The organism is Paenibacillus sp. NN59 (assembly GCF_057597225.1).
The window spans coordinates 6,183,890-6,210,512 of record NZ_CP199678.1 but is presented as its reverse complement, the minus strand read 5'-3'; the positions used below and the strand labels follow the sequence as shown (position 1 = coordinate 6,210,512).

Annotated in this window: 26 protein-coding genes; 24 read left to right on the top strand and 2 right to left on the bottom strand. The window is 47.6% G+C overall.

The window, feature by feature from the left end; all coding sequences use genetic code 11:
• The first annotated feature begins 6 nt into the window (after positions 1-6).
• From ACT89M_RS27035 to ACT89M_RS26975, 13 genes are all read left to right on the top strand, one after another.
• Complete coding sequence (locus ACT89M_RS27035) at positions 7-1,080, top strand: phosphotransferase (RefSeq protein WP_154890072.1); 1,074 nt, start codon at positions 7-9, stop codon at positions 1,078-1,080.
• A gap of 46 nt (positions 1,081-1,126) precedes the next feature.
• Entirely contained in the window at positions 1,127-2,125 is a 999-nt protein-coding gene (locus ACT89M_RS27030; RefSeq protein ID WP_154890074.1) for a glycosyltransferase, read from the top strand.
• A 126-nt stretch (positions 2,126-2,251) separates the two neighbouring features.
• The gene (locus tag ACT89M_RS27025) at positions 2,252-2,539 is read left to right on the top strand and encodes a YesK family protein (RefSeq protein ID WP_154890076.1); all 288 of its coding nucleotides are present in this window, start codon (positions 2,252-2,254) and stop codon (positions 2,537-2,539) included.
• Positions 2,536-3,006 (top strand): hypothetical protein, encoded by a 471-nt coding sequence (locus ACT89M_RS27020; RefSeq protein WP_308722615.1) that lies wholly within the window; start codon positions 2,536-2,538, stop codon positions 3,004-3,006. Before ACT89M_RS27025 ends, ACT89M_RS27020 begins: the two co-directional genes overlap by 4 nt.
• A 223-nt stretch (positions 3,007-3,229) precedes the next feature.
• Complete coding sequence (locus ACT89M_RS27015) at positions 3,230-3,391, top strand: hypothetical protein (RefSeq protein ID WP_186809699.1); 162 nt, start codon at positions 3,230-3,232, stop codon at positions 3,389-3,391.
• A gap of 98 nt (positions 3,392-3,489) precedes the next feature.
• Entirely contained in the window at positions 3,490-5,613 is a 2,124-nt protein-coding gene (gene abc-f / locus ACT89M_RS27010; protein ID WP_154890078.1) for a ribosomal protection-like ABC-F family protein, read from the top strand.
• A 546-nt stretch (positions 5,614-6,159) separates the two neighbouring features.
• The gene (locus tag ACT89M_RS27005; protein ID WP_261769304.1) at positions 6,160-6,708 is read left to right on the top strand and encodes a hypothetical protein; all 549 of its coding nucleotides are present in this window, start codon (positions 6,160-6,162) and stop codon (positions 6,706-6,708) included.
• Positions 6,708-7,154: a hypothetical protein gene (locus ACT89M_RS27000; RefSeq protein WP_308722616.1), complete on the top strand. Its 447-nt coding sequence runs from the start codon at positions 6,708-6,710 to the stop codon at positions 7,152-7,154. The genes ACT89M_RS27005 and ACT89M_RS27000 overlap by 1 nt, the downstream gene beginning before the upstream one ends.
• A gap of 54 nt (positions 7,155-7,208) precedes the next feature.
• A complete protein-coding gene (locus tag ACT89M_RS26995) occupies positions 7,209-8,624 on the top strand; it encodes a glutathionylspermidine synthase family protein (RefSeq protein ID WP_487344942.1) in 1,416 nt (471 codons plus the stop codon).
• Complete coding sequence (locus ACT89M_RS26990; RefSeq protein WP_253499327.1) at positions 8,612-9,016, top strand: DUF350 domain-containing protein; 405 nt, start codon at positions 8,612-8,614, stop codon at positions 9,014-9,016. Before ACT89M_RS26995 ends, ACT89M_RS26990 begins: the two co-directional genes overlap by 13 nt.
• Before the next feature lie 113 nt (positions 9,017-9,129).
• Positions 9,130-10,077 carry a nucleoside hydrolase gene (locus ACT89M_RS26985; RefSeq protein WP_154890084.1) on the top strand — a complete coding sequence of 316 codons (948 nt, stop codon included), beginning with the start codon at positions 9,130-9,132 and terminating at the stop codon, positions 10,075-10,077.
• Positions 10,078-10,283: 206 nt separating this feature from the next.
• On the top strand, positions 10,284-10,610 hold the full coding sequence (locus tag ACT89M_RS26980) for a helix-turn-helix transcriptional regulator (RefSeq protein ID WP_154984372.1): 327 nt from the start codon (positions 10,284-10,286) through the stop codon (positions 10,608-10,610).
• A gap of 6 nt (positions 10,611-10,616) precedes the next feature.
• A complete protein-coding gene (locus ACT89M_RS26975; RefSeq protein ID WP_341181352.1) occupies positions 10,617-11,594 on the top strand; it encodes a permease prefix domain 1-containing protein in 978 nt (325 codons plus the stop codon).
• Between the two features lie 123 nt (positions 11,595-11,717).
• Here ACT89M_RS26975 and ACT89M_RS26970 read toward each other — a convergent pair whose 3' ends face one another.
• Positions 11,718-12,200 (bottom strand): heme-degrading domain-containing protein, encoded by a 483-nt coding sequence (locus ACT89M_RS26970; RefSeq protein ID WP_308722617.1) that lies wholly within the window; start codon positions 12,198-12,200, stop codon positions 11,718-11,720.
• Between the two features lie 222 nt (positions 12,201-12,422).
• Between ACT89M_RS26970 and lspA the strand changes: the two genes are divergently transcribed.
• Positions 12,423-12,905, top strand: a complete 483-nt coding sequence (gene lspA, locus ACT89M_RS26965; RefSeq protein ID WP_251510536.1) for a signal peptidase II — start codon at positions 12,423-12,425, stop codon at positions 12,903-12,905.
• A gap of 117 nt (positions 12,906-13,022) precedes the next feature.
• On the opposite strand, the gene ACT89M_RS26960 is transcribed toward lspA, so the two are convergent.
• Positions 13,023-13,688: a hypothetical protein gene (locus ACT89M_RS26960; protein WP_487344941.1), complete on the bottom strand. Its 666-nt coding sequence runs from the start codon at positions 13,686-13,688 to the stop codon at positions 13,023-13,025.
• Between the two features lie 424 nt (positions 13,689-14,112).
• Between ACT89M_RS26960 and ACT89M_RS26955 the strand changes: the two genes are divergently transcribed.
• From ACT89M_RS26955 to ACT89M_RS26910, 10 genes are all read left to right on the top strand, one after another.
• Positions 14,113-15,879 carry a cache domain-containing sensor histidine kinase gene (locus ACT89M_RS26955; RefSeq protein WP_487344940.1) on the top strand — a complete coding sequence of 589 codons (1,767 nt, stop codon included), beginning with the start codon at positions 14,113-14,115 and terminating at the stop codon, positions 15,877-15,879.
• Positions 15,869-16,657, top strand: coding sequence for a response regulator (locus ACT89M_RS26950; RefSeq protein WP_308722621.1), 789 nt, complete (start codon positions 15,869-15,871; stop codon positions 16,655-16,657). The genes ACT89M_RS26955 and ACT89M_RS26950 overlap by 11 nt, the downstream gene beginning before the upstream one ends.
• A 165-nt stretch (positions 16,658-16,822) precedes the next feature.
• A complete protein-coding gene (locus ACT89M_RS26945; RefSeq protein WP_487344939.1) occupies positions 16,823-18,160 on the top strand; it encodes an extracellular solute-binding protein in 1,338 nt (445 codons plus the stop codon).
• A gap of 62 nt (positions 18,161-18,222) precedes the next feature.
• Positions 18,223-19,104, top strand: coding sequence for a carbohydrate ABC transporter permease (locus ACT89M_RS26940; protein WP_308722622.1), 882 nt, complete (start codon positions 18,223-18,225; stop codon positions 19,102-19,104).
• Between the two features lie 37 nt (positions 19,105-19,141).
• Complete coding sequence (locus tag ACT89M_RS26935) at positions 19,142-20,023, top strand: carbohydrate ABC transporter permease (RefSeq protein WP_260984721.1); 882 nt, start codon at positions 19,142-19,144, stop codon at positions 20,021-20,023.
• A 271-nt stretch (positions 20,024-20,294) separates the two neighbouring features.
• Positions 20,295-21,704 (top strand): MATE family efflux transporter, encoded by a 1,410-nt coding sequence (locus ACT89M_RS26930; RefSeq protein ID WP_308722623.1) that lies wholly within the window; start codon positions 20,295-20,297, stop codon positions 21,702-21,704.
• Positions 21,705-21,851: 147 nt separating this feature from the next.
• Entirely contained in the window at positions 21,852-22,769 is a 918-nt protein-coding gene (locus ACT89M_RS26925) for a helix-turn-helix transcriptional regulator (RefSeq protein WP_308722782.1), read from the top strand.
• A 306-nt stretch (positions 22,770-23,075) separates the two neighbouring features.
• Positions 23,076-23,957, top strand: a complete 882-nt coding sequence (locus ACT89M_RS26920; protein WP_308722624.1) for an Rpn family recombination-promoting nuclease/putative transposase — start codon at positions 23,076-23,078, stop codon at positions 23,955-23,957.
• Between the two features lie 269 nt (positions 23,958-24,226).
• Complete coding sequence (locus ACT89M_RS26915) at positions 24,227-24,940, top strand: response regulator transcription factor (RefSeq protein WP_154960523.1); 714 nt, start codon at positions 24,227-24,229, stop codon at positions 24,938-24,940.
• Positions 24,937-26,412: a sensor histidine kinase gene (locus ACT89M_RS26910; RefSeq protein ID WP_308722625.1), complete on the top strand. Its 1,476-nt coding sequence runs from the start codon at positions 24,937-24,939 to the stop codon at positions 26,410-26,412. Before ACT89M_RS26915 ends, ACT89M_RS26910 begins: the two co-directional genes overlap by 4 nt.
• Positions 26,413-26,623: the final 211 nt, after the last annotated feature.

Genomic DNA, 26,623 nt, shown 5'->3' with positions numbered 1-26,623 from the left:
GAGTTTATGAAGAGCATGGAAAAAACAGAGGACGCAGAGAACTTCCAGGACATGAGGAGGCTGGAGAGCACTCGGGACATGCGGAAGATGAATCATATGGAGAATTTAGCGAATGACATGTTTCCAGAGCGCTGGGTGACATCCGAAGGAACAGTGGATGAAAAGCAGGTTAAAGCACGGCAGATTCTCTATAAGGGGATGAACGGCAGGTGTGTGGAACGATTTACTGTTCAATCTGGCCAGACTTATATTTTCAAACCGCTGACGAATCCTGCACAGCATGGACGGGAACGCTGGATGTACGAGCATGTGATGGCACAATTGCCACCCGTATATCCGCAGCTCATTGCGGCTTCGGACCAGGCGGCGGCTCCGGAGCAGAGCTGGATGATCTACGAGGACATGGGACAGCTGGAGCATCACTTGTGCGAATCGACGATATTGAATGCTGCCGCACATATGGCGGCTTGGCATGCACTTCCCGTTGCAACGTGGCAAGACCTGCCGCGAGTCGGGCATAAGCCGCCCATTTGGGATATGCTGCATGAACTGCTGCAGTACCCGTCAGCAACGGATAAACTGCTACGCGAACTGCATCTGACGTTGTCTGCAGCGGACTGGGACAGACTCACCATGTTGATCCTCACGGCAGAGGACGAGCTACCGCTGGTGCTGTGCCATGGTGATCTGCACCCCGGCAACGTAGCCGAGGTGGAGGGTAGATTGGTCATTCTCGACTGGGAGCATGCTCACCTGAATACGCCATTGTGGGACGTATATCATCTGCTGGACTTGTCGCATCCGCTCTTTCCACGTACGATGACGCCGGGGCTTCGGGCGCGTGTGATGAAGATGTATCTGGACAAGCTGAAGAGCCTTGGCGTGCAGGTTGAACCGGTTTCTTTTGCTAAGTGGTACGATGCTTATGCGATTGTATTCTCGCTCTGGATGTTACGTCTGATCGACGGCGATTTACGGAATCCGGACTGTGTGTGGCCGCAGGAACAGCTGCGCAATCAATGGCATGAGACGGCTACCACGCTGGAGCAATGCATGAATCATCTGAACGAGGTAAGATAAAAGATTAGACGGTTGAAGTGCAATATGGATATAAGGGGTGAAAAGTTTGCGTAAAGTCGGACTGGTTATGCGTAAAATTCAATTCACGGAGGCTCAGGGGCCGCGGGTGTTCGCGGATCGACTGAAGCAGATCGGGCTGGAGCTGGGCGTGGACGTTGTGTTCATCTCGCCGGAGCGCCATGTGAGCGGATACGACTGGCTACCGGGGTACGAGCATGAGAAGGGTGACCTGGTGAACTATGATATCGTGCTGGATCAGATTCATAGCCAAAATATTGAGCATGTGATCTATACGGTATCGGGATTTACATTTCTGAAAATGTTTTTGCCGAAAAGTGTTCTGTTTCCGCACAGTTTCCCTGACCCGGCACTAACCGGGTATGAGATGATGAAGCCATTCTATACGATGGTGGATAAAGCGATTGTGCAGACCGAGTTTTTGAAAAGAGAGCTGGGGCGCAATTTCGGCGTGCATGACGTGAACGTCATTCCGATTGGCTTCAACGAAGAGCTGGCGCACCGCCATTATGACCCGAGTCAGGTCGTGCATAATCGCGTGCTCTGGATCGGGCGGGATGAGGCGAACCGCCGTCCCGACCTTGTGCTGGAATATGCCCGGCAGAACCCGGACAAGGAAGTGTATATGGTGTTTGGCGGTGTGCGTTATAAGGAAAGTATGAAAAAGTATGATATTCCAAATAACGTGCAGCTGAAGTTTGCACTTACTCAGGATGAAATATTTACGCTGATGAACTCGGCCAAGGTGTACTGGAGCTGTTCAGCGTTTGATACGTTTGCGATGCCACTGACGGAAGCGATGGCGATGGGGAAAATGGTCGTGAAACCCGAGCATGCCTGCTATGGTCACATCAGGTCCACGCATGCTTTTGCAGGCAATGAGGATAACTGGTTTGAACTGGTGAACATGGCCGCGGCTGCGCCGCGAAGTGTATCAGAGGACAACCGCGAGTATGCATTTGGTGCCTTTTCAAGAACGATAATGAAGGAAGGGTATCGGAACTTTTTTGCAGACTGGTTGAAGTAAGGCGCCAAGCTATGAATAAGTATAGATAAAAAGCGATCATTCTAGTTCATGCCCTATGGAGAGGTTATACCGTAATACTGCTCCGTAGCGGTCGATATGAATATCCAATTATAAGGAGAGAATTCTATGGATATCGTTATTTTGTGGACGATTGGGATGTGGGTGGTGCAATTGCTGATCGAATGGATCGTGTATCGGGCGCAGGGGCGTCAGATGACGTGGATTCAGTCCATTTTGCCGTGTCTGACATTGCTTGGCGGGGCGGGTGTGATCGTGATGAGTATCAATATGGAAAACTGGAACGCCATTGGTTATGCGCTGCTTGGTGTGGCTATAGGTACATCAGGGTTGTTAACGCTGATTACGGTTGCGATTACGGCTCTGGTGCTTCGGCGTCGTGGAAAGGACATATGATGAATAGCTTAATCATGGAATATTGGTCCGCTGAACAGCGAGAGATGCCAGGTATAAATTGCATCGCTTTTCCAGAAGGAACGGTCATTATTTTAGATATCCGCACATATTTTGACCCTAACAGCAACGAGCGAACCATGTATTGTTCTCCCGTTTGTGATACGACGATAGACAGTATTGTGAAATACAATCCGGATTGCTGGACGATGGTAGATGCATGGACAAGTGTGGATTATCAAGGTGGGAAAATCATTGGTGGAGACGGGCAAATGGGGAATGAAGGCTTCATTGCTTGTACCGATGCAGAAGGTCGTTTGGTGTGGGGGATTTTTTTGGAGGACACCAATCCCATCAAAAAATTAAGTGTTAGCGGTAACTCGTTAATTGCGATCAATGAGCATGAGGAACTGCGCGTGGAGATAAATTTGCACAATGTAGTGGATATTCGAATGACTTATATAGAGTAATTTACCTTCCGGGTAGAAGAGTGGTAGAAAATCGGAAGAAGAGCCGTGGAAGATTGTAGGAATTTAGCAAGAGTACTCAGGGAATGAAAACGGCTGATGGAGAATGGCGAATGAAAACCGTGAGCACAGCATATGACAGGGATGCTAGGCGCATGAGGTGGTTGCAGAGGTGCAACCGTCTGTGATATATTGACATTACTTATGACAAGGGAGGTGAAGACAGGTGAATCACGAGATGCTTAACAACCGTATTAGCCAGCTGCCGATTGCTATGGCTGGCATTGTTCACACTTTTTCGAACAACGGGAGAAGTCTGTCCAATTTTGAATATACGGAAGTTAACATGTACGAGAAGATGCCTGCCTTGACCTCATTCGGACGATAAGCATATTTGCTTGAATTCTGAAGGGCCGCGGAGCTAACCTCCTGCGGCTCTTTTTGTGTTGCGGTCGGGCTCTTCCACACCATAGGAGGAACCTTATTATGATGATTATTAGCGCGCAACAGTTGAAACAATATCACGGAGCACATCTGGTGCTGGACGGCATTACATTTGAAATTATGGAAGGCGACAAGGTGGCCCTGATCGGCCGCAACGGAAGCGGCAAAACCACCTTGATGCGTCTGATGGCTCGGTTATGCCAGCCGGACGAAGGCCAGTTAATGCTGAAAAAAGATACACGTGTCGGTTACGTTGCCCAAGTACCGGAAGGATTGGATGACTATTCTGTACTGGATGTACTGGGTCTTGGGTTTCAAGAGTTGATCGCTTGTCGTAACCAGATGAAGGAGATGGAGCAGCAGATGTCTGATCCGGCCTGCGCAGCAGATCCGGAGCAACTGGAGAGGTTGCTGAAACGGTATGCGGCGCTCCAGGAACGGTTTGAACGCGAAGGCGGATACGAGATGGATGCACGGATTGATCAGGTCGCGGATGGCCTGGATATTGCCAAGGCGCATTACAGCTGGCGTTTCGGTTCGCTTTCAGGCGGCGAACAGACACGTGTTGTGCTGGCTTCACAGCTGATCGTCAGTCCGGATCTGTTATTGCTGGATGAGCCGACGAACCATTTGGATCTGGAGCGGGTGGAGTGGCTGGAAGGATTTTTACGAGATTATTCGGGTACCGTCATTCTGATCTCACATGACCGCTATTTTCTGGATCGGGTCGTGACACGTACGCTGGAGCTGGAGGACGGAGAGGCCGAAATCGCTACGGGCGGATACACCGAATATATGAGGGTGAAGGAACAGCGGCTACTAAAGCAATTTGAGGAGTTCAAAGAGCAGCAGAAGGTCATGAAAAAAATGAAGGAAACCATTCGCCAACTGGAGGAATGGGGCCGTGTTGGCGGTAACGAAAAGTTCTTCCGCCGTGCAGCCTCCATGCGCAAAGCACTGGAGCGGATGGAGCAAATAAAACGTCCTGTGCTGGAACGTCGTCATGCAGATTTTGATGTGCGTCCGACGGATCGGACAGGTAAACGTGTAGCTGTGCTGGAAGACGTGGAGAAACGATACGGCGATCGAGATATTTTACAAGGCGTCTCGGCGTTACTGGAATACGGGGACAAAACGGCCTTGATTGGCCGTAACGGTTCCGGTAAAACCACGCTGTTCAAGCTGTTGCTGGGTGAAGAACAGCCGGATGCAGGCAAGCTGGAATGGGGCGCGCGCGTTGATGTGGGATATTTGGCCCAGCAGCAGGAGCCTGAGAATCCAAAGCTGAGCGTGCTGGAGCACTTCCGTCTGGAAGCAGGCGTAGAGGAAGGGGAGGCTCGTGGCATTCTGGCGAGATATCTATTCTATGGTGCAGATGTTTTCCGTTCGGTAGGGCAACTGTCCGGCGGGGAATGGACTCGCCTGAGGCTTGCGTTGCTGGTCCATCGCAAACCCAATGTATTACTGCTGGATGAGCCCACCAACCATCTGGATATTGCCTCAAGAGAGGCGCTGGAAGATTCACTTGCTGATTTTGAAGGAACCGTGCTGGCTATCTCACATGATCGATACTTCGTGAATCGTCTGGCTTCTGGTGTCTGGGAACTGGAGGATGGACAACTGACGGCATATCTCGGGGATTATGAAGCGTACCGAGAGAAAAAGCTTGATCTACAGGCACATGCAGCGAAAGAAGTTTCACAAGAACTAGGAGCAGGTCTTGCTGGAAACGGATCGGGAAAAAGTAGAAAAGCAGCAGGAATGAATACGGGAATCGACGGGAAGTCAGCGGTGACGGGAGCGAACAAAAGCACCCGACTGAAAGTAGGCGGAGACGCACCTGATGTTGCATCTGCAAGCGGAGAGATCATGTTAGAGCAAGCTCATACTGAACTCGATGCTGGACGGGTGAACAAGAATGTTGGAAGTGTGAACGGTGACCGCAGTAGCAGTCAAAGCCGAAGTGGTAGCAATCGTGGTAACCACGGGTCTGCTCAGCAACTGGAGCAGGCGATGGCTCGTATGGAGGTTCAAATCCGGGAACTTGATCAGCGACTTGAAGCATTAGCCAATGATTCGGTTGCTCTGGAGCAAGCCTGGAACGAGCGGGAGCAGTTATCGGCAGCATATGATGAGTTATTGGCTCAATGGGCTGAGATGGGATAGTGGACCGGATATGATGCAAGTAATACATCTAAGACTCGTACCATGGGGTAAATACTAGGCTGATTGTTGAGGTAATAGCTACAAGTGTATGGAACTACTAGAGTGCAAGGAAACTGAATAGAGCACAAAGAAACTGACTAGAGTACAAAGGACGTAAAGGACTGTCTCACGGTTGATGCATTTGGTGTGCATTGACTGACATGAGGCAGTCCTTTTCTGTGTGGTTGTGAATCAGAATATTCTAACGATCTGAGGAGAGGCTATTTGGCTGTTTTTTAGTGATTTTAAAATTCTAACGATCACCAGGAACGTTATTTACTAAAAATGTGGAGCTTTTAGCCGATTTCACTGGTTTTTCTCCGAAATAACGTTTCTCCTGATCGTTAGCGCATGAGCAGGGGATAAAATGGGTAGGAAAACAGGTAACTACGCCGGGCATATAGGCTAGCAAGTACGCAGGGTGGAGTACAATGATAGAGAGAATCATATAAATGTCTGTGCTTCTTTTTACATGTCTCGGCGAATAGTGTAACTTTTTTCCTCCTCATGCGTTTAATACGTTTGTGTATATTGAATCGGCTCACCTACGAGCTTGCAGATTGGGAGGGAATCACCATCTATTATTCATTGATGTATCGCAGTTGGTCGGAGGATAAACAGGCAGAAACGGGCGTGCTTGAGCAGGCTTCAGTGACGCGGGATGAACTGTTTATGCGTAAGCTGGTGGATGCTACCCTGATGAAAAACAAACTATGGGCCCATCTGTCCAATGAGTGTCAGGATCGGCGGGATCACGCCATTTATGTGACTGCGTATGACCAGCAGATGCCGGAAGGGCACGGTGCTGCTATAGCGGAAGCAGCGCTGGGCAGGTGTAAAATGTCTCCCATGTACAGCCCGGAATATATGCTGTGGAATGGACGTTCCTTTGAGGAACTGGAGCTTGCGGAATCCTCGGGTTACACCATGGAACTGGCCGAACAGCTGCTGGATCACTACATGGTACGCGAAGGCGAGACGTACGAGTTTTTGTACTCCGTGCTCGATGCGGATCGGAAGAAAGTACTGTTTTTCATGAAAGAGGTGGATCTGTAATGAAGGAAGCAGAGGTGCAAAAACCTGTATCCGGGCAAGTGTCCAGAAATGTCATCGGGGATGAAATTGCGTTCACGTTAGAGCCTGGTTCTGAGACTGTAGTAGCATCTAGCAACGTATTAGAATCAGAATCATCATCTATTTTAGGCTCTGAAATAGGCTTTAAACCACACTCTACTCCAAGCGCCAAACCAGGCTCCAAAGCGAAGCTGGTTGCATTCTCGTTGATGCTGGCTGTGCCTGCGGTGCTTGCGGGATGTGGCAGTAGCAATGACGAATGTGATCCCGAATATGATACAGGCTGTGAGTATGACTCCAGCAGCGGTCATTACTATTACGGCGGATCTTCTTATCGCGGAAGCAAAGACGGCAGTAGCTCTTATAAAAGCTCAACCAAATCCAAATCGAGCGGCTTTGGCAGCTTTTTCCGAAGTTCGGGAGGTTAATGACATCATGAAGCAGGCAAATATTCTCCGCATCATCCGGGGGAGGTCGGTGGGATGAGGGAAATGTACTCATTGCCGTTCAGTCATGAGGATATTTTCGCGAGCGAAGCTGGTGAGCAAATTCCATATCATCGTATGTACGGCAAACAGTACTGTGTGCCCGCATTGACGGTTTATACACCGGAAGAACTGAAAGAGCTACACACTGCGGCGGAGGCGGTGGACGCGATTTACGGAAAAGTGATGCGTTTTATTCAGCGATATATGCCAGATTCGTTTCTGGAGCATGCACTTGGCATACATCCGGGGCTGATTCCGGCAGCGCGTATGGAGGCTGTTACAGGCGGAATCACTCGTCAAGACTGGATTATTGGCGAAGCTGGTTTGAAATGTATTGAAAATAACACCGACACGCCCACAGGTATTCCTGAATCGGCGGCACTTGAACACATTTTGATCGGACGGACAGAAGACCAGGCATGGACTGCACCCTCTGTGCATATGGATGCACGTATCCGAGATTGCTTCCGATCGTGGTTATCCTTTTATGCTGAGCAAGGGTTGCAGGGGCCAGTCACATTCACCTCTTACGGTGAGCATGTCGAGGATCGTACGAATACCACCTACCTGATGGAACGCTGCCGTGAGGCTGGATATGAGGTGTTATATGCTCCGCTGGAGGAGCTTGAGATTGTGCCGGGAGAAGCGCTGTATCATCAGGGCCGCGAGATTCAATTGTTATATCGGTTGTATCCGCTGGAATATTTGATTGGGGATCGGGACGAAACGACCGGTGTGGACATTGGCGCAGCTTTGATTGAACTGGTACGAGAAGGACAGCTTGGCCTGATGAATCCTGTCCAGCATGTGCTGATGCAAAGCAAAGGTTTTATGGCTGCCATCTGGTCGCTGTACGAGCGGAATGAGCAGACGCCCGAGTACTGTGGATTTACGCTTTTTGACGAGGCAGAGTTGGACGTGATTTCACGGTATTTGCTGCCGACCTACTTCACCGCGGAGCCGTTTGAGCAGAGCGATGCACCTTACGTAGCCAAGAGCTATTGGGGGCGAGAGGGTCGTGGCACAGTTTTGCTGGATCATAATGAAGTTCAAGATCCGGGGGACGTCGTGGATACGAATAGAGATACGGGTATGGATAAAAACACAAATGCGGCACGCGGATCTACACTCTTTAGTAAAGATGATGACGAAGAAGAAGAGGTCGCCGCCTATTACGAAAATCAGCCTAAGATATATCAGCAACTTGTGCCAATGGAACAGGCTGTCATTCAGACAGAGGATGGGGAATACCGTGGTTATTTGCTGACAGGAGTATTTGTAATCGGTGGACGTTTTGCCGGAATGTTGCCCAGGGTCGGGGAGAAGGTAACCGGAGATATGGCGTATTATTGCGCAGCCGCTGTACGTAAACCAATGAATGATGAGGAGGAGAAGGAATGGAAAAGCTAGGGTTGAACCTCGTGAATGTTGCAGTGGGGATCGGCATTCTGTTAGTGGTGTTGATTGTGGGGTATTTTGCATTTAGCAAATTGACCCGGTATAACGACAGTGAGGAGATCGCCAAAGGCAACGAGGCGGCAGGTATGTACATGGGCAGCAAGCTGCTGGGTCTGTGTATTATTGTGGGTATGGTGTCGTTCTCAACGCATGCATGGCTGGATATGCTTCTGTGGTCGGGACTGGGTATCCTTATTCTGTGTCTGGTCTATATTATATTTGATTTCCTGATCCCGAAAATGCGAGTGTGTGACGAGATTGCACGAGGTAATATGGCGGTAGCACAGTTGTTACGCTCCGTGATCATCGGCGTTTCCATCGTCATTGGTACGTTTTTGATGTAAAATAAACCCTGACGTTTCGCGTAGATATGTCCGTTGAATAAGTATAGTGATATAAACGAAGGTCGTTTGGCGGATATAAAACGAATACTATACAGAAAAAGGAGCGCGGCAACATGAGAAGAGTCATCATTGATACCGATACAGCAGGAGACGATACGATTGCGATCCTGACGGCATTGCATCATTTTCAGGTGGAAGGCATTACGATAACCGGAGGGAACGTGCAGTTTGACCAAGAGGTTGAAAATGCACTGTACACCGTGCAGGTTGCCGGACACGGCGGCAAGGTTCCGGTATATAAAGGCTGCGAGCGTCCACTCATGGCCTATGGTCAGGCTCAGCATCGTACGGTAGAAGATGTGCATGGCGATGACGGTATGGGCGGCGCGCATTTCCCCAAGGCGGATCAACGTCCCGAGAGCGGGCATGCGGTTGATTTTATTATCGAGAAGGTTCACGCACATCCTGGGGAGATTGAACTGCTGGCGATTGCGCCGCTAACGAACATCGCGATGGCGATTCAGAAGGACCCAACGATTATCCCTGAGATTGCTCATCTATATATCATGGGTGGAACGAACAATGCACTGGGCAATATCACACCGGCGGCGGAGTATAACTTTTACGTAGACCCTGAGGCAGCCAAAATTGTACTGCATGCAGGCATCCCTATTACGATGGTTGGCTGGGAGATGTGTACTCAATATTCCGTTATGGATGATAACGATCATGCAGAGATTGCAGCACTCCGTACCTCGGGCTCCGATTTCTTCATTGCAATCAATAAAGTAGTCATGCAATTCAACAAATCGGTACATAAATTAAACGGAACAACCCATCCCGACACTTTGTTAATGGCGGTTGCCGCAGAAGAGTCACTCATGACGAAGTCGGGTCATTATTACGTCGACGTAGAAGCGGCAGGGGAATTGACACGCGGATACAGCGTGGTGGATATCAACGGACGTTTTGGTAAAGCGCCAAATGTACGTGTCTGTGAAGCAATTGATCGTCCGAAGTTCAAGTCCATGCTGCTGGATGTGCTGACTGCCATTCAGTAACCGCATCGTTAAACGCAGAGCAGGAGAAACGTTTGTAAATGGTTTACAGAATATGCGTAGACTAGGTTACATCTATTAAATCCGTACCTCTAACCAGGTGCGGATTTTTATTTTGCCTATTTTAACTAAACTACTTCATCTGTCGTAGTAACTGTGCTATACTCAAACTACTACGACAGATGAAGTAATGAGGGGGAATACCTTTTGTGATTAGCAGTGACGTAATACGGGGGTATAATGATACGCTGATCCTCTACATGTTGCTTGAAGGAGAATCGTACGGATACGAGATTTCCAAGAACATCCGGCAGCTAACCGATGAAAAGTATGTCATGAAGGAGACTACACTCTATTCGGCCTTTACCCGCTTGGAGAAAAACGAATATATTGAATCTTTTTATCAGGATGAAAGTCTGGGCAAACGCCGCACGTATTACCGGATCACGCCAGCTGGCCTGGACTATTACAGAGAAAAATGCGAGGAATGGAAGGTTACGCAAGAGGTCGTTAATCTGTTTATCAGGGAGCTGTGATCGGATATGGAGACAATAATGGTGTATCTGGACAATATGTTTGCGGGATTGCCGAGAAGTCCTGAGGTGGAGCGCATGAAACAGGAGCTTCTTTCGGGTATGGAAGATAAATATCTAGAGTTAAAACAGGAGGGCAGATCAGAGAATGAGGCCGTTGGCATTGTGATCTCTGAGTTTGGCAACATCGAAGAATTGATGGAAGAGCTCGGAATTCAGACTGAGGATGCTTCGGAAACATATCCTGTGCTGACCGAAGAAGAGGTTCAGGCCTATCTCGCGGCTAAGCGAAGTGCAGGCTTCTGGACGGGGCTGGGCGTGTGGCTGTCCTCGGCGGGAATAGCTTTTCTCATATTAATGGATACGCTGTTCGAGAGCTTAGGATCTTCATCAGATCAAGGTACGTTCGGCATTGGCTCTGTAATTGGCATGAGTGGTATGTTTGTGCTGGCGGCTGTTGCCGTGGGTATGTTCATCTATAGCGGTATGAAGCTGGGACGGTTCGAGTATATGGAGAAAGGGTTCCAGCTCCCACGTTCCCTGTTGATGACTATCCAGCGCAGTAAGGTAAGCTTTGCACTCACATATCGTGTGGCTCTTATTACGGGCGTGTGTCTGTGCATCCTGTCTCCTGTTTTCATATTTGCAGGGGCCTATGTGAATGATACGTATGCGGCTTACGGTGTATCGGCTCTCTTGGCTACAGCGGGGATCGGTGTGTTTTTGTTTGTCTATTACGGTAATATTCAGGGCTCCTATACGACGTTGCTTGAGGATCAGCATCTGAATGCAGCCAAGAGAGAAGAGGCACGAGCAGTGCGAGCCGTTGAGGCTGTGGTTTGGCCACTCGCGACAGCGTTCTTCCTCTTTACCGGTTTCGTCTACCAGCGCTGGGATATTAACTGGGCGATTTTCCCGATTGTCGGCATTCTCTCCGGCAGCTTTAGCAATGTATATCACATGATGAAAAATAAAAAGCCATCCTGATTCCTTAACTGCGTTCTGGATCGAAAAAGTTAAAAATACTAAACCCGCCTTATTCAATCATATAAGGCGGGTTTTCACGTGCACAACGTTCCAGGAAACGCAGTTATGAGTATGGAGTATGTACTACCCCTCTAAAAATGAGCGAATGCCTGTGGTGACGAGATCATGATCTTCCTCATCAGGCAGACCCGAAATTGTGATTGTCCCTACTTGCCCTTCCTCTTTTAGGATCAGTGGAAATGCACCACCAGCCAGTACATAATCGGAGTCAGATAGTTGGTAATCTTGCTCCAATATTTTATTTTCGCTCCGTAGTCGTAAGGCCGTATGCCAGGAGCTGGAGCCGAAGTGGTTGACCACGTTGTTTTTGCGCCGAATCCAGCTTTCGTTATCGGGGTGGGTGCCTTCCATCGCATGCAAAAAAAGACGGTGTCCCTTTAGCGTAATATCAATGGTCACCGCTTGTGAGCGGCGTTTCGCTTCCTGAACTAGATACAGGCCGAGTTGTAGTGCTGTTTCGGAGTTGAATGTATCCCATATCAGTTCCTGTTCTTCCTGCTGCATCTGTGCAAGTCTTGCAGTGATTTCGGGATTAATCGGATTCAAATGAAAGACATCTCCTTCGTATGTGTGATGAAGCTCTACATTCGACGCAGGACGGGGCTCTACCTGCCCGTAGTGAATTGCACACTTTATCGAATGTTAGAAGAGACTTAAGATCGGATCATTTGGAGACGTTATAACCGCTGTGGTAGAGTAAGAAGAACGTTATAATGATTTTTCTGCAATTGAACATAAAGAGCGGCTTAGGCAGGCAGGGGGAAAACGATGTTGTTTTATTTTATCGCGTTGCTGGTTACGCTTGTGGATCAGGGTACTAAAATTGCAGTTCGGATGTATATGGAGGTTGGCGAAGTGATGCGGCTTGGGGATTCAGGGATGCAGCTGCAACATTACGAAAATAGCGGTATGGCCGGAAGCATGTTTCAAGGGAATGCACGTTTATTCGGGGTCATTGCTGTGCTGTTTATCGTAGGTATGCTCTATTATCGGCGTAAAGGTGAGATACGGGGATTCTGGATGCAGGCCGGGGCAGGTTTCATGGTCGGGGGTGCACTCGGCAACGCCATAGATCGCTTTGTTTATGCTCGTGTGACGGACTTTCTGGTGTTTCCGTCTGGCCGGGGCATATTGAATCTGGCGGATGTGGCGATTAATATCGGTGTGGTGATGATCATCATCGGCATGCTGATTCGTGCCTATCAGCGGTATAGAGAGAAGCGTATGCGTAATGCGTTGCCTAAAGGGTAACATTGATGGATATCACTAATGAATGGTGGAGCATGTTCTAATGTATGATTGCAAAAGAGCCGAGGCAGAGGTTAAACCTGCTTTGGCTCTTTTTTATGGCGAATTTTTAAAAGGGATTTAGTTATTTAATTTGAATAGTTCTGCGTCAAGCTCAGCTAGTTTTGTGAAAGAGATGGTCAGCTCTTTTTGTAAGTGTAACCTGGTCAGTATTGCTTCTTCGTTTGACAATTTAGCGAAATTTTCATTGATATATTTTTTATAAATAGCTGTGTTTATTTGGACGATTTCATTTGCAAGTTTTAGGCTCTTATCTAAATTAGCAGTTACAACTAAGTCAGAATCGGATTCGCTTTGCAAAAGAAGTTTTTCAAACATAGCTTTACTTGAATTAAAGTAGATAAAACCAGGGACATAATTAAGAGTAATAGGTTCTGTCATGTCCAGAGAGAAAGCTTTTTTTCCATCAGGAGTGTTATATATCTGTACATAGCTTGCATATTGATTCTGATTCTGATTTAACTGTTCGTAGCTCTTGTATAACAATAATAATTCCTCTTTACTAATCATCTTTTTATCTATAGCGCTCTGCAAAGTTGACAAGATTGAATCTGAGGTAGAAAGAATGTTGCTTTCGTAATCTGATAGTACCTGACTGTATTGTTGATTTAAATAATCTTTTAGTTTTCCGTTACTTGAATTATAACCAACAACATTTGCAACTAGAGAGGCTACAAGAGCAAGTGTTAAAATGATAATCCAATTTTTTTGGCTCATTTTTTTCATAAGTTAAGAATCTCCTTAGAAAGTTAGGTATTTGATATCATTTTTCATATTGTCTATCATAATATAATATTTCATAATATTATATATAATTACATATTAAGGGGTTTCGAGGGGTGGAGCTTACGTTGCTCCATGTTCTTCTCTTATCATGTTCTAATCTATTGAAAATCAGTTGAAATCCATTGATCCCCAAACAAAACTATGTTATTTTGAATGAGATAATTTAATGGTTAAACAAAGTTGATCCGCTAAGAGGAAAAGAAACATAAGAGAGTTTAATTTTTCGGCTCTTTTGCAAGCGCTTCAATATAACCTTAACAGAATAACGTAGATGAATCCGGCATCGAGTGTATTCCCGTTATGTAACATACGGGCGTGAGATGGTGGTTTCTTTTACATGCAGAAAGAGGAGGACGTCTAGATAGTGCAGCGGAAAACAAGGCATTTTAACTCTCTTCGTAATCAGATCTTTGTCGGTTTTGTAATGGTCATGCTCATAGTCCTGCTGCTCGCAGGCATCACAGCCTATGACCGTGTAGCGGTTTTGTTGAAAAACAATGCCGAGAAGCATATCCATCAGACCGCTGTACAGGCCAGTGGCAGGTTGGATGCACTGATTGCACAGGTGAATTCCCTGACCGCTCAGGTTGCGGATGATGCTTACGTGCAACGTCTGCTGAATGAAGAGAAGCTAGGGCAGAAGGCGAGTTTTAATCAGCGGCAGGCGCTACTGCAGATTGCAGGTAGTTACCAGTCCTTTATTAATGGTGCACAGAGTATGGAGATATACACCACGGATTATAGTCGTATCTTTCCGATGGATGATCGTTCCTTAAGTCATAGGCTGGAGCGGAACTGGATTGTCAAAGCGGATGAGGGTAAGGGTCGACTGGTGTGGGCTGGCTCCGATCCCGATGATCCAAGCATTCTTCTGGCTGTTCGGCGAATCAGTCTGCTGGAACGTTCCTTTGAGCACGGGGGATACGTGGTTGTACGTATGCAACGCAGTTTTTTTCAACTGAATGATTCGGTTGGGGCAGACGGCTCCCAGGATTCAATCATGCTGCTGGACGGTGACGGTGAAGTGGTGACCTCTAATTTGGATGTGCATCTCGATCCTCAGGCAGTGATGAACAGTGAATCGGTTGTTCAGAATGGCAAAGAATCTTATATCGTGGTGAAGCAACGATCCGAGTTAACAGGCTGGACACTGGCTGTACTGACACCACTACGAGAGACTACCGAAGGAGTGTCAATCCTGAGAACGGCATTGCTTGTATCGGGAATTATCGGCGTTGTGCTTTTCTTAGTCATGTCCTTTTTCCTCTCCACGATGATTACCCGTCCACTAATTCGGCTGATGCGGGCGATGCGCGGGGCACAACCGGGGGCAATGAGGCCTAACCTCATGGTGAGTTCTACCTTAGAAATCAATGAACTGAATGACGTGTATAACCAGATGGTGTACAGGCAGAATGAGTTGACACAGGTGGTACATGAGAAAGAGGTCATGCAGTCTCGGGCTGAGATGAAGGCTTTGCAATCCCAGATTAATCCTCATTTTCTGTTCAATACATTAGAAGCGTTCTACTGGTCACTGGAGGAAAAAGGAGAGGAGGAGATGGCGCGTATGGTTATCGCGATGTCTCGGTTATTTCGCTACATAATCTCCAGCCCACATCAGGATGAATGGGTTACGCTGGCGGACGAGCTTGAACATGTAGAACGGTATCTGAACATTATGCAGATGCGGCTGGGTGATAGGATGCAGTGGGAGATCAGGCTGAGTGAAGAGTTGCGAAGCGTACCCATGCCGAAGTTGCTGATTCAGCCGCTTGTGGAAAACGCCGTTCTGTACGGCATCGAGAATACGTTAAAACCTGGAATGGTAAAGATCAGCGTATATCCTTCATCGATAACAGATATCGTGTGTGTGGAGGTGCGCGATAATGGACCAGGAATAAACGAGGAACGTCTTCAGGACATTAAACAGGCGCTAAACGGTGGTGAGCCCGTAGCTCCCGGAAGAGGAGCAGGTGTGGGGTTGATTAATGTACATCAACGTCTCGGGCTTTATTTTGGCGATCAGCTCGCTGAGCAGGCCAAACTTACGGTCGAGAGCGGAGTTGGTAAAGGAACAGTGATCCGATTCGACATTCCGAGGGGAACGGAGGCTAGACATGATTCATGAAAAAACAATTTTGATTGTGGACGACGAACCACGTACAAGAGAAGGCATACGGAAGACGCTTGAAGCATGGTCTGCCGGGAAGAACCGGATTCAGACGGTTGCGAGTGGTGTGGAGGCCAGAGAGTGGCTTGCAAGCCAACCGGCTGACCTGCTGATTACGGATGTACGCATGCCAGAGTTGTCTGGCTTGTCTCTGGTGGAAGCTATTCAACATTTTCCTGGCAAACCAGCGGTGCTGATCATGTCAGGATACGCAGACTTCAATTATGCGCAGCAAGCGATTAAGCTGGGTGTGGTGGATTACTTGCTCAAGCCGATTGATAAAGAGCAGCTGCTTCAGACGGTACAGAAGGCACTTCTTCTTCATGAGCAGCAACGACGTATCCAAGCGATGCAAGACATCGTTGACCCGAAGCTGGTAGACATCCGGGAACGGAGAGAGCAACAGGATAATACACCGATTGGAGAAGCTTTGGCATACATTGAGACACATCTGGGTGAACCGATGACGATGCGTGAGCTTGCCGATTCCCTGCACTTGAATTCCAGTTATTTCAGTGTGCTGTTCAAAGAACAAGTTGGGCTGAATTTCAGCGAATATCTCATGCGCAAACGGGTACAGCGAGCAAAGGAGTTGTTAGTGCAGACGAACCTGCCCATCTCCGAAATTGCGGAGAGAGTAGGCTATCAGACCGATAAATATTTTATCAAAGTATTCAAAAGCCTGGAGAATATCAGTCCGAGTAAATATCGTCACTCTGTGAACGAAAAGGATTAACAGATGGAATTAAGCAGAGTTCACTCTTTCAACAAAAAGGGAATGAATACTCAAAATAGTGGAGTTTTTCCAAATCATTCTACCCTTATAGTCGGATGATGCCCATGCTACACTTTTATTAAAGCGGTTACAAAAACCGAAATTCCACTATTGGGGGTTGGAAATATGAAAAGAAAGACACTGGCTATGATCCTGTCATGGACGCTGATTCTGGCTGTCATTTTGTCTGGATGCAACAATGCAGGTTCCGGGGCGGGCAAGGATTCCGGTAGTAATGCAGGCGGCGGTGACAGTGGCGGAGATGGCAAGGTTACTCTGAAATTCATGCATCTATGGCCTGCAGGCAGCTCCGCACAACAGAACAAGCTGGTCAACGATATTATCCAGCAGTATCAGACCGATAACCCAAATGTGACGATCAAGCAGGAAGTGCTGGAGAATGAACAATACAAAAACAAACTGAAAATTCTGTCTGCTTCCAATGAACTTCCCGATGTGGGCGTAACCTGGGCTGCGGGATTCCTGGAGCCTTATGTGAAGGGTAACCTGTTTGCACCACTCGATGATTTGCTGAAGGGGGATCTGGGCGAGAAGTTTATCGCCGGAACGACCGAGGCTTACGCGGTAGACGGTAAAACTTATGCGCTGCCGATTGAGCTGAATATCTCTCCTATTTATTACAACAAAGCGATATTTGAAAAATATAATTTGCAGACACCAGCCACCTATGATGAATTCCTGAACGTGGTGAAGACGCTGACCGATAACGGTGAAGTGCCGATTGCACTGGGGAATAAGGACCGCTGGACGGGGTCACTCTGGTACATGTACCTTGCGAATCGTGTAGGCGGGGATGCATTGGAGAAAGCCATTAACGGCTCCGGTAAGTTTGATGATCCGGCACTGACACAGGCTGCGGCTGAAGTGCAGAAGCTGGTGGATATGAACGCATTCAACAAAGGTTTTAACGGCTTGTCCAACGATGAGGGCAAATCCGAATTCATGAATGAAAAAGCGGCTATGTATCTGATGGGAACATGGGAATTGCCAAACTTTACAACGAACCCGGACATTCCGCAGGACCTCAAGGATAAGGTTGGATTTTTCAAATTCCCGACGATTGATGGCGGCAAAGGCGACATTAACAGCTGGGTAGGCGGACCGGGCGTAGGATTGTTTGCGGCTCAGAACTCAAAAGTGAAGGACGAAGCGCAGAAATTCATTCAATACTTTGTGGAAAAATGGGGCGAAAGCTCGGTGACTGAAGCTGGAGTCATTCCAGCAACTAAAGTGGATACCGCTGCAGTCCAGCTGCCACAACTTTACATCGATCTGCTGAACGAGCTGAATCAGGCGAGCAGCCTGACCCTCTTTGCAGATGTACAGATGAAACCGGCTGCTGCTCAGGCGCATCTCGATATGATTCAGGCACTGTTTGGTAAAGCAGTAACACCGGAAGACTTTGTGAAGAATCATCAGGCTGCGATCGACAAAGGCAACTGATGTAGACCTCACCGACACGTACACCATATGAATGTTTGAACGCTTGAAGGGAGGAATACGTCTTGGACAAAGTCATGTCGAACCGCCTGGTGGCTGCGCTGTACGTGCTTCCTGCGCTGCTTCTGCTCCTGGTTCTGGTCTACATCCCCATTGTACTTACGGGCTATTACGGTTTGATGCAATGGGATGGAATTGGGGCAATGACGTTTATAGGTTTGGATAACTACGCCAGATTGCTTCAGGACAGTACGTTCTGGCAGAGTGCGAATCATACCTTTTTATTAGCCTTGTTCTCTGCGCTGAGTCTCATCGGTTATCTGATGATTGCACTCGTGCTGTCAGGCAAGATCAAGGGTGCAAACTTTTTTCGCAAAATATATCTGATTCCAATGTTGCTGTCATCCGTTGCGATTGCCCAGTTATGGCTGAAGATCTATCACCCCAGTAATGGTGTACTGAACAGCTTTCTGGAAGCCATCGGATTTAGCAATCCGCCAGCCTGGCTGGCGGAGCCATCACTGGTGCTGTATGCATTGTTCGTTCCGATTCTGTGGCAGTATGCAGGCTTCTATATTTTGATCTATTACGCGGCACTCAAAAACATCCCGGAATCACTCATCGAGGCTGCGCGTATTGATGGTGCAAACCCGTGGCAGATTGCTTTCCGGATTAAGCTGCCGCTCATTACGGAAGTGATTAAAGTGACCGTGGTGCTCGCCGTGGTTGGCTCACTGAAATATTTTGACCTCATCTATGTCATGACAGATGGCGGTCCGAATGGCGCAAGTGAAGTCATGGCTTCCTACATGTATCGTCAGGCATTTCGCAGTTTTGACTTTGGATACGGCAGTGCGGTAGGTTTCTTCCTGCTTCTCATCTGTCTGGTTGTGACGTGGTTACTGCGTAAGGCAACGGCATCCAAAGATACAATTCAATATTCCTGATGCTTACTTATAATGAAAGGAGGTCATTCCGTTGAAGATGGAACCGGCTGTTAGGTTGCCCGTTGGCCCGGAGACAGGCCATAGCCCGGTATGGACGAGAAGGCTTGGATACGTCCTGTTATACGTGCTCCTGTCTCTGGTGGCTTTGCTTCAGATTTTGCCTTTAGTGTGGTTGCTGTTATTTTCACTTAAAAATAATCAGGAAGTATTCGACATGGCTCCTTTTGCGCTCCCGGCTACGCCGCGTTGGGAGAACTATGTCAAGGTATGGACGGAAGGCAATATCAGCTTATATTTTTTCAACAGTGTATGGATTACGGTCGTTTCCGTGGTGTTCACGGTGCTGTTTGCAAGTCTCGTCACCTTTGCGATCACACGCATGCGCTGGAAGGGACGTTCACTGGTGCTGGGACTGTTCATGGTGGGTCTGATGATCCCGGTACATTCCACGCTGATTCCGCTGTTCAGTCTGTTTCTGAAGTTGAATCTCACCGATCATCCGTTATCGGTCATTCTCTCATACATTGCATTTAATATGCCGATTACGATTATGATTCTGCTGGGATTTTATTATGCGCTTCCAAGAGAGGTAGAAGAGGCAGCGGTGATGGATGGATGCTCGGTGAACCGCATCTTCTTCCGTATCGTGTTGCCGATGACAGCATCCGTTATTGCGACAACGGCGATCATTAACATGATCTATGACTGGAACGAATTTATTTTTGTGAACACCTTCATTAGTTCGGATGCATACAAAACATTGACTGTCGGAGTGCAGAACTTTATCGGGCAGTACACCACCGATTGGGGTGCCATTGGTGCAACGTTGATGATCAGCATTTTGCCGATTCTCATTGCGTTCCTGGTGCTGAGTGAACGAATTGTCGAAGGGATCGCTGCAGGTTCGGTTAAAGGATGATTGCTTGTCAGTGCTTCCGCTGAGTATAAACGTAAGAGAGCCCTCCCACTAATCGCTTAATACGCGTGCTGGGAGGGTTTTGTTATGTCCTGGGAGGCATCATCGAGTGCCATTCAAAAGGAGTAGCCAGACGGGTTTCATGAAAGCGTTATAATACCTATTACTGGAATTTCCAAAATATTTTCAATTATTTTCGCAAAACTACTGCATTTTCAAACCACCTGTGCTAACATACCCTATGAATTGAAGCAAACGTTGGAAAGGTGAGAAAATGACAGCAATATCCTCGACCAAAGAGTCTCTCCGTTCAGATGCCCAGGATCTGAAGCTGATTCGGTTAACTTGGCCTATATTCCTGGAACTCTTTTTGTTTATGTTGATGGGGAGCGTGGATACGCTTATGCTTAGCTCGGTATCGGATAATGCCGTCTCCGGGGTGGGTGCAGCCAACCAGATTATCTCCATTGCGATTCTTGTACTCGAAGTCATTGGACATGGTGCCGCGATTGTTGTAGCCCAATATATCGGTTCGAAAAAGCTGACTGAAGCAGCACAGGTTACAGGTAATGCCATTACGCTTAACCTGGCAGTCGGGTTGATCCTGAGTGTGATCTTCCTGGTGTTTGGCGGACATTTGCTGTCGCTTTTGAATATACAAGGTGAAATTTACGATTATGCTCGTTCCTATATCAGCATTGTCGGGGGCGGAATTTTCTTGCAGGCCCTCATTAATGCACTGGCGGCAACGATTCGTACACATGGATATACCAAGGAAACGATGTATGTGTCCGTGTTTATGAACGTCATTCACGTCATTGGTAACTATGCGCTGATCTTTGGACATTTCGGCTTGCCGAAGCTGGGTGTGGAAGGGGCAGCGATCTCGACGGTAGGTAGCCGTTTCGTCTGCTTGCTGATCTTCTTCTGGCTTTTGTATCGTGTAAGCGAGGTTCGTGTCGATTTTGAATATTACATTAAATTGTCCAAAAATTTTATTGGCAAAATTCTGCGCATCGGTATACCGTCTGCGATGGAATCGATGGTGTATCACTCCTGTCAGCTCGTATTCACGCTGTATGTGACCTATTTGGGTGCGGAAGCCATGGCAACCAAACAATATGCAGGTAACATTTCGAGCTACATTTATCTGTTCAGTATGGCAATCGGCATGGGAACGTCCATCATTGTTGGCCGTCTTGTGGGTGCTCGGCGGAAGGATGATGCGTACAAACGTGTATTCGACAGTGTAAAATGGGCGCTTCTGGCGACCGTTGTGATTGACGTAATCATTATCATTTTCCGCGTGCCATTGATGAGCATCTTTACGGAAAATCCGGAAATTATCAGGCTCGGCGCACAGGTATTGTTGCTCAGTCTGGTGCTTGAAACCGGGCGTACGTGTAATATCGTTATCATTGGTTCCCTGCGTGCGGCAGGTGATGCGAAGTTCCCGGTATACATGGGGCTGATCTCCATGGTATGCATGAGTCTGCCTCTTGGCTATCTACTGGTGTTCCAGTTGAATATGGGGCTGGCAGGCGTGTGGCTTGCTATTGCGGCAGACGAGTGGACACGTGCAGTCATCATGTACTTCCGCTGGAAGAGCCGTGCATGGGAGAAGCATGAGCTGGTGGAACATGATGAGGAAGAGGCTGGTGCACAGCCGGTTCCGGCAGTCTGATCAGGCTGTACTTGGCCGAGGAGCACATTTAAATGAGAGTTATGAAGAGTCGGTTAGGGACATGGTTGTCCCTGATCAGGCTCTTCTTTTTTTATTTTCCGCAAAAATGATCAAAACGGCTCCTTCGTGAACACGTATAGTAAGGATATGGAAGGGGGACATCTTCAATTGAGTCGATATCAGGAGATGATTCAGGACAGCTTGTTCTACATCGAGAACCATCTGCATGAAGAGATTGGGCTGGAAGACGTGGCTTCCAAGGCGGCATTATCGCCATATCATTATCACCGGGTATTCCGGGATGAGGTGGGCATGACGGTGGTTGATTACATTCGCCATCGGAGGATGAGTCTGGCATCCACCGCACTGCGTTCTACGGATGCAGGGATTCTGGACATATCGCTGGCCTGCGGATTCGAAAGTCAGGAAGCGTTTACTCGGGCTTTTCGCAAAATGTATGGCATGCCACCTGGGCGGTTTCGCAAATTATTTGATCTTAAACTATTCACTGGGAAAACCAGAGGAGGAGAAATAGAGATGAATACGACAACGGAAATCAAAGGTTGGATGTTAACGGGAAGTCACCCGCAAAACTATGAGATGGGACTTGATCCCGCCGAGGTACATCAAGGCAAGGCCTCAGGGTATTTGAAGGCCGTTACACCGATGGAACCAAATGAATTTGCTACGATGATGCAGCAGTTCAGGGCAGATAAATATGTGGGTAAACGGATGAAGTTGACTGGATTTGTTAAAACGGATCGTGTAGAAGCATTCTGCGGACTATGGATGCGTGTGGATAATCAAGTGCACGATGTGCTGCAGTTTGATAATATGCATGACCGGCCGATTACCGGTACGCAGCCATGGAATCAGTACAGCATTGTGCTGGATGTGCCGGCTGAGAGCGCAGTGATTTCATTTGGGGTGATTCTGAACGGAAAAGGAAAGGTCTGGGTGGACAGCTTCCGCTTCGAAGAGGTGGATCTAAACACACCTGTGACGCATATGGAAACGGAATACGAGATGTCGGACGAGCCGTTAAATTTGTCGTTTGAGGAATGAATAATCAAATGATGCTATATAAGTTGAGCTGTTCATTTACACGTTAACGGAGAGGACAGAAAAAAACTGAAAAAGCGGAGCGGTCGCCTGAAAGCTTTCTGTAAGAAAGCTACATCGGAAGCATACGCTGTTCCCCGGATTTTCGCCTTTGGAGAAGGGAATCGAAAAAATCTGGGGATAACCGCTACTCTCCAGGTTGTTCTGTCATCGGAGTGGATTGTGTAAATACTTTAGTTCATTATTTTTAAACAAAAGGAAGGATGGGAATTATGGTATAATGCTGGTGAAGAATGGAGCTGATGATGTGTGGCGGAACTGCTTGATCCACGGGTAGATTTTGTGTTCAAACGCATTTTTGGAAGTGAGCAAAATAAAGATGTTTTGTTAGCTTTTCTGAACAGCACGTTTATTGAAACTGGCGAGGCTCCCTTAACGGAGATTAAGGTTATTAACACGTACACGGATAAAGATAGTCCAGAGGATAAGCAGTCCATTCTGGATATTAAGGCGAAGACGGTCGAAGGAAAGCTCATTAATATTGAGATGCAGCTGTTCAACCCGTACCATATGGAGAAGCGCACACTGTTCTATTGGAGTGAGATGTACTTCCACCAGATTAAAAAGGGTGAGAACTATAATCTGCTTAAAAAGTGTGTGACTATTAACATTTTGAACTACTCCTGTTTGGATAATGAACGTTACCACAATGTGTTTCATTTGCGGGAAGACCACACAGGGATTAGCCTGACGGATGACATTGAAATCCATGTGATGGAGTTAACGAAGCTGGAGAAACACCCTATTCCGCTGGAGAAGGGCGGACTTGTGAATTGGCTGTTATTCCTGAGAGGGATCGACACATCAAATTGGGAGGTGCTGGCGATGAATGAACCGATGTTGAAGAAAGCGATGGATACGCTGGAATTTTTGAGTCATGATGCCGCTACCCGTATGGCGTATGATGCCCGGATGAAGGCCCTGAGTGATGAAAAGTCGATGATTGAGGGAGCGCGGGCAGAAGGGACAGCCAAAGGTAGGCTGGAGGGTTTACGGGAAGGTAAAAAGGAAGGCTTACGAGAAGGTAAACAAGAGATGGCCCGTGAGCTGTTAGCCCTTGGAGTGGACATGTCCGCCATTGTGAAAGCCTCGGGTCTTTCCGAAGAGGAAATCCGTAAGTTGCTACCTTAGCAATAGGTACCAACAAAGATGATTAGAGTTTAAATATTATCAGTCAATTTCACATCGTTACAGTCCACATGTAATAGAGAAATTTTGAGCCAATCCATCGGTGGAATGGCTCTTTTTGCCGTCTTTGGGGTATAAAAGAAGAAGAGCAACGTACCTGCTGCGAGGTATCCATAGGGTAATGAAAACGACCAAAGTTTCATGGCGTAATGATCGCGATCTTGATAACATAAACGCATAAACCAATGACACAGATAAAGAGGATGAATCCGATGAATAGAAAAGTGCTGGTTGTGGATGATGAATCCAGCATCGTCAGTGCCATTGCGTACGCACTGCGGCGTGAAGGATATGAAGTAGAGACAGCGAATGATGGCGAAGAGGCCTTGGAGAAGGTGGCTTTGTTCCATCCTCAAGTCATGATTCTGGATGTGATGATGCCCAAACTGGACGGATATGGCGTCTGCCGCAGGCTAGAGGATCGGGAGGATATCGGCATTATTTTGCTCACCGTCAAGAACGAACTGGTGGATAAAATTGTCGGTCTTGAAATGGGCGCAGACGATTATATGACCAAACCGTTCGAAATCCGCGAATTGCTCGCCCGCGTGAAGGCACTGATGCGTCGGGTAGAGAAAAGCAGTACCCCACCGCAGGACGACTCCAAGAGCCAAGCAATTGTCAATGGAACCCTGCGTATTCATGTTGCTCATCGCACTGTGACGGTGGGTGAAGAGAAGCTGGATTTAACGCCCAAGGAGTTCGACCTGTTGACCATTCTGATGTCCAATCCGGAACGGGTGTACACACGGGATGATTTGCTGGATCGAGTGTGGGGCATGGAGTACGCAGGGGGGACACGGACGGTAGATATTCACATCCAGCGTTTGCGCAAAAAAATCGGAGATACCGATCAGCAAATGCTGCAAACGGTATACGGTATTGGGTACAAGGCAACTGCTCCTGAAACAGGCGGAACGGTATGAGAGTCAGCATCAAGCTAAAATTCAGCGTGTTTCTGGCCGCATTGCTCATCCTCACGGTGGTTGTGCTTAGTTCCCTCGTACTCCGAGGCATTGAGCTTAATCAGCAATCACAGGTAGAGCGTACTCTCGCGCAACAGACGCGTCTCATTAATCTGAATGTGCGCCAGGCATATTATACGGAGGCCATTCGTCAGGAGCCGGAACAGTTCCTGCAGCAAAATGGACGTAGATTGGCGCAAGCTCTCTCTGACTCAACAGGCCTGCCAATTGCACTATATGACATGAGTGGCAAACAAGTGGGAGCTTCTTTTGCGCCAAGTGAGAATGAACTCGTTCAGGAGACTCTGAATTACGCATTGAAGAATAAAATTGCCTATCACGAGCAGGGAGAGACATTGCTTTATGCCGCTCCGCTAGACGGCCCGGAGGGACAGATTGGTGCCATCTGGATTCAATATTCCGTGCAGAGTTATCAGGATTTCTATGCCCGGATTCAACAATTGTTCTTATGGGCAGGCATCACGGTGGTTGCGCTTAGTTTCATTCTAGGTTATCTGTTCTACAACCGTTTTGCTGTAGCGATTACCCGGTTGAAGAAATCAGCGGCCTCCATTCAAGAAGGCAACTATATTACCGAATCTCCGGTCAAACGCAAGGATGAATTGGGCGAGCTGGGACAAGGGATTTATTATATGAGCACGTCTATTCAACAAAACATTGCAGCCATGCATGCAGAGCAGCAGAAGCTGCAACTAGCAATCGAGAAGTTACAAGCGCTGGAGCAGCAACAGAAACAATATATCGGCAACATCAGTCATGAGTTCAAGACACCACTGACGTCCATCAAGGCATACGTGGAGCTCTTAAATATGTACAAGGATGATCCACAACTGCTGGATGATGCGACGAATAATATCGGGAAAGAAACCGAACGATTATATGAAATGGTAGAGAAGGTGCTACACCTGTCTGCGCTTGAAAAGTACGATTTCGAGAATCAGGCGGAGGATGTGGAAATCAGGGCATTGCTTGCGGACGCTTGCGGGCGAATGCGAGGCAAGGTTGAAAAGTTTGCACTGAACATGGAGCTCGATCTGGAGCCTGCCGTCATTCACAGTGACCGGGAGAGTCTGATGCACATTTTCATCAATCTGCTGGACAATGCGATCAAATATAACGTTGCTGGAGGCATCATTCGAGTGGAGAATGAGCGGCGTACAGAGGAACATCAGGCGGTTATTCGCATCTATAACTCAGGTACGCCGATCCCTGAAGAGGCACGCGAGAAGATTTTTGAACCTTTTTACACCGTCAATAAGGACAGAGCTCGCAAAACAGGCGGAACCGGACTTGGTCTATCCCTCGTAAAACAGTTTGTTGAAAAACAGGGCGGAACGATTACGCTACTACCGAGCGATCAGGAGCATCAAGATGGCGTGACATTTCAACTCGTATTCCCACTTGTAAATTGAGATCAATATATCTTGCACTAATCATTTACATAAGAAACGGAGAGGACAGAAAAAACCTGAAAAAGCGGAGCTAAAAGCTTTCTGAAAGAAAGCTAACATCGGAAGCATACCCTTCGCCTTTATCACCGGATTTTCCCCTTGAGAAAAGGGATCAGAAAAATCTGGGGATAAGAGTGATTGGAAGGTTATTCTGTCATCGGAGTATTCATGT

What these genes read in the sequence shown, in the direction of transcription:
- ACT89M_RS27035 (WP_154890072.1), top strand. Translation starts at nt 7, where the DNA reads ATGAAGAGCATGGAAAAAACAGAGGACGCAGAGAACTTCCAGGACATG.
- ACT89M_RS27025 (WP_154890076.1), top strand. Translation starts at nt 2,252, where the DNA reads ATGGATATCGTTATTTTGTGGACGATTGGGATGTGGGTGGTGCAATTG.
- ACT89M_RS27020 (WP_308722615.1), top strand. Translation starts at nt 2,536, where the DNA reads ATGATGAATAGCTTAATCATGGAATATTGGTCCGCTGAACAGCGAGAG.
- abc-f (WP_154890078.1), top strand. Translation starts at nt 3,490, where the DNA reads ATGATGATTATTAGCGCGCAACAGTTGAAACAATATCACGGAGCACAT.
- ACT89M_RS27005 (WP_261769304.1), top strand. Translation starts at nt 6,160, where the DNA reads ATGCGTTTAATACGTTTGTGTATATTGAATCGGCTCACCTACGAGCTT.
- ACT89M_RS27000 (WP_308722616.1), top strand. Translation starts at nt 6,708, where the DNA reads ATGAAGGAAGCAGAGGTGCAAAAACCTGTATCCGGGCAAGTGTCCAGA.
- ACT89M_RS26995 (WP_487344942.1), top strand. Translation starts at nt 7,209, where the DNA reads ATGAGGGAAATGTACTCATTGCCGTTCAGTCATGAGGATATTTTCGCG.
- ACT89M_RS26990 (WP_253499327.1), top strand. Translation starts at nt 8,612, where the DNA reads ATGGAAAAGCTAGGGTTGAACCTCGTGAATGTTGCAGTGGGGATCGGC.
- ACT89M_RS26985 (WP_154890084.1), top strand. Translation starts at nt 9,130, where the DNA reads ATGAGAAGAGTCATCATTGATACCGATACAGCAGGAGACGATACGATT.
- ACT89M_RS26975 (WP_341181352.1), top strand. Translation starts at nt 10,617, where the DNA reads ATGGAGACAATAATGGTGTATCTGGACAATATGTTTGCGGGATTGCCG.
- lspA (WP_251510536.1), top strand. Translation starts at nt 12,423, where the DNA reads ATGTTGTTTTATTTTATCGCGTTGCTGGTTACGCTTGTGGATCAGGGT.
- ACT89M_RS26960 (WP_487344941.1), bottom strand. Translation starts at nt 13,688, where the DNA reads ATGAAAAAAATGAGCCAAAAAAATTGGATTATCATTTTAACACTTGCT.
- ACT89M_RS26950 (WP_308722621.1), top strand. Translation starts at nt 15,869, where the DNA reads ATGATTCATGAAAAAACAATTTTGATTGTGGACGACGAACCACGTACA.
- ACT89M_RS26945 (WP_487344939.1), top strand. Translation starts at nt 16,823, where the DNA reads ATGAAAAGAAAGACACTGGCTATGATCCTGTCATGGACGCTGATTCTG.
- ACT89M_RS26935 (WP_260984721.1), top strand. Translation starts at nt 19,142, where the DNA reads ATGGAACCGGCTGTTAGGTTGCCCGTTGGCCCGGAGACAGGCCATAGC.
- ACT89M_RS26930 (WP_308722623.1), top strand. Translation starts at nt 20,295, where the DNA reads ATGACAGCAATATCCTCGACCAAAGAGTCTCTCCGTTCAGATGCCCAG.
- ACT89M_RS26925 (WP_308722782.1), top strand. Translation starts at nt 21,852, where the DNA reads ATGGAAGGGGGACATCTTCAATTGAGTCGATATCAGGAGATGATTCAG.
- ACT89M_RS26915 (WP_154960523.1), top strand. Translation starts at nt 24,227, where the DNA reads ATGAATAGAAAAGTGCTGGTTGTGGATGATGAATCCAGCATCGTCAGT.
- ACT89M_RS26910 (WP_308722625.1), top strand. Translation starts at nt 24,937, where the DNA reads ATGAGAGTCAGCATCAAGCTAAAATTCAGCGTGTTTCTGGCCGCATTG.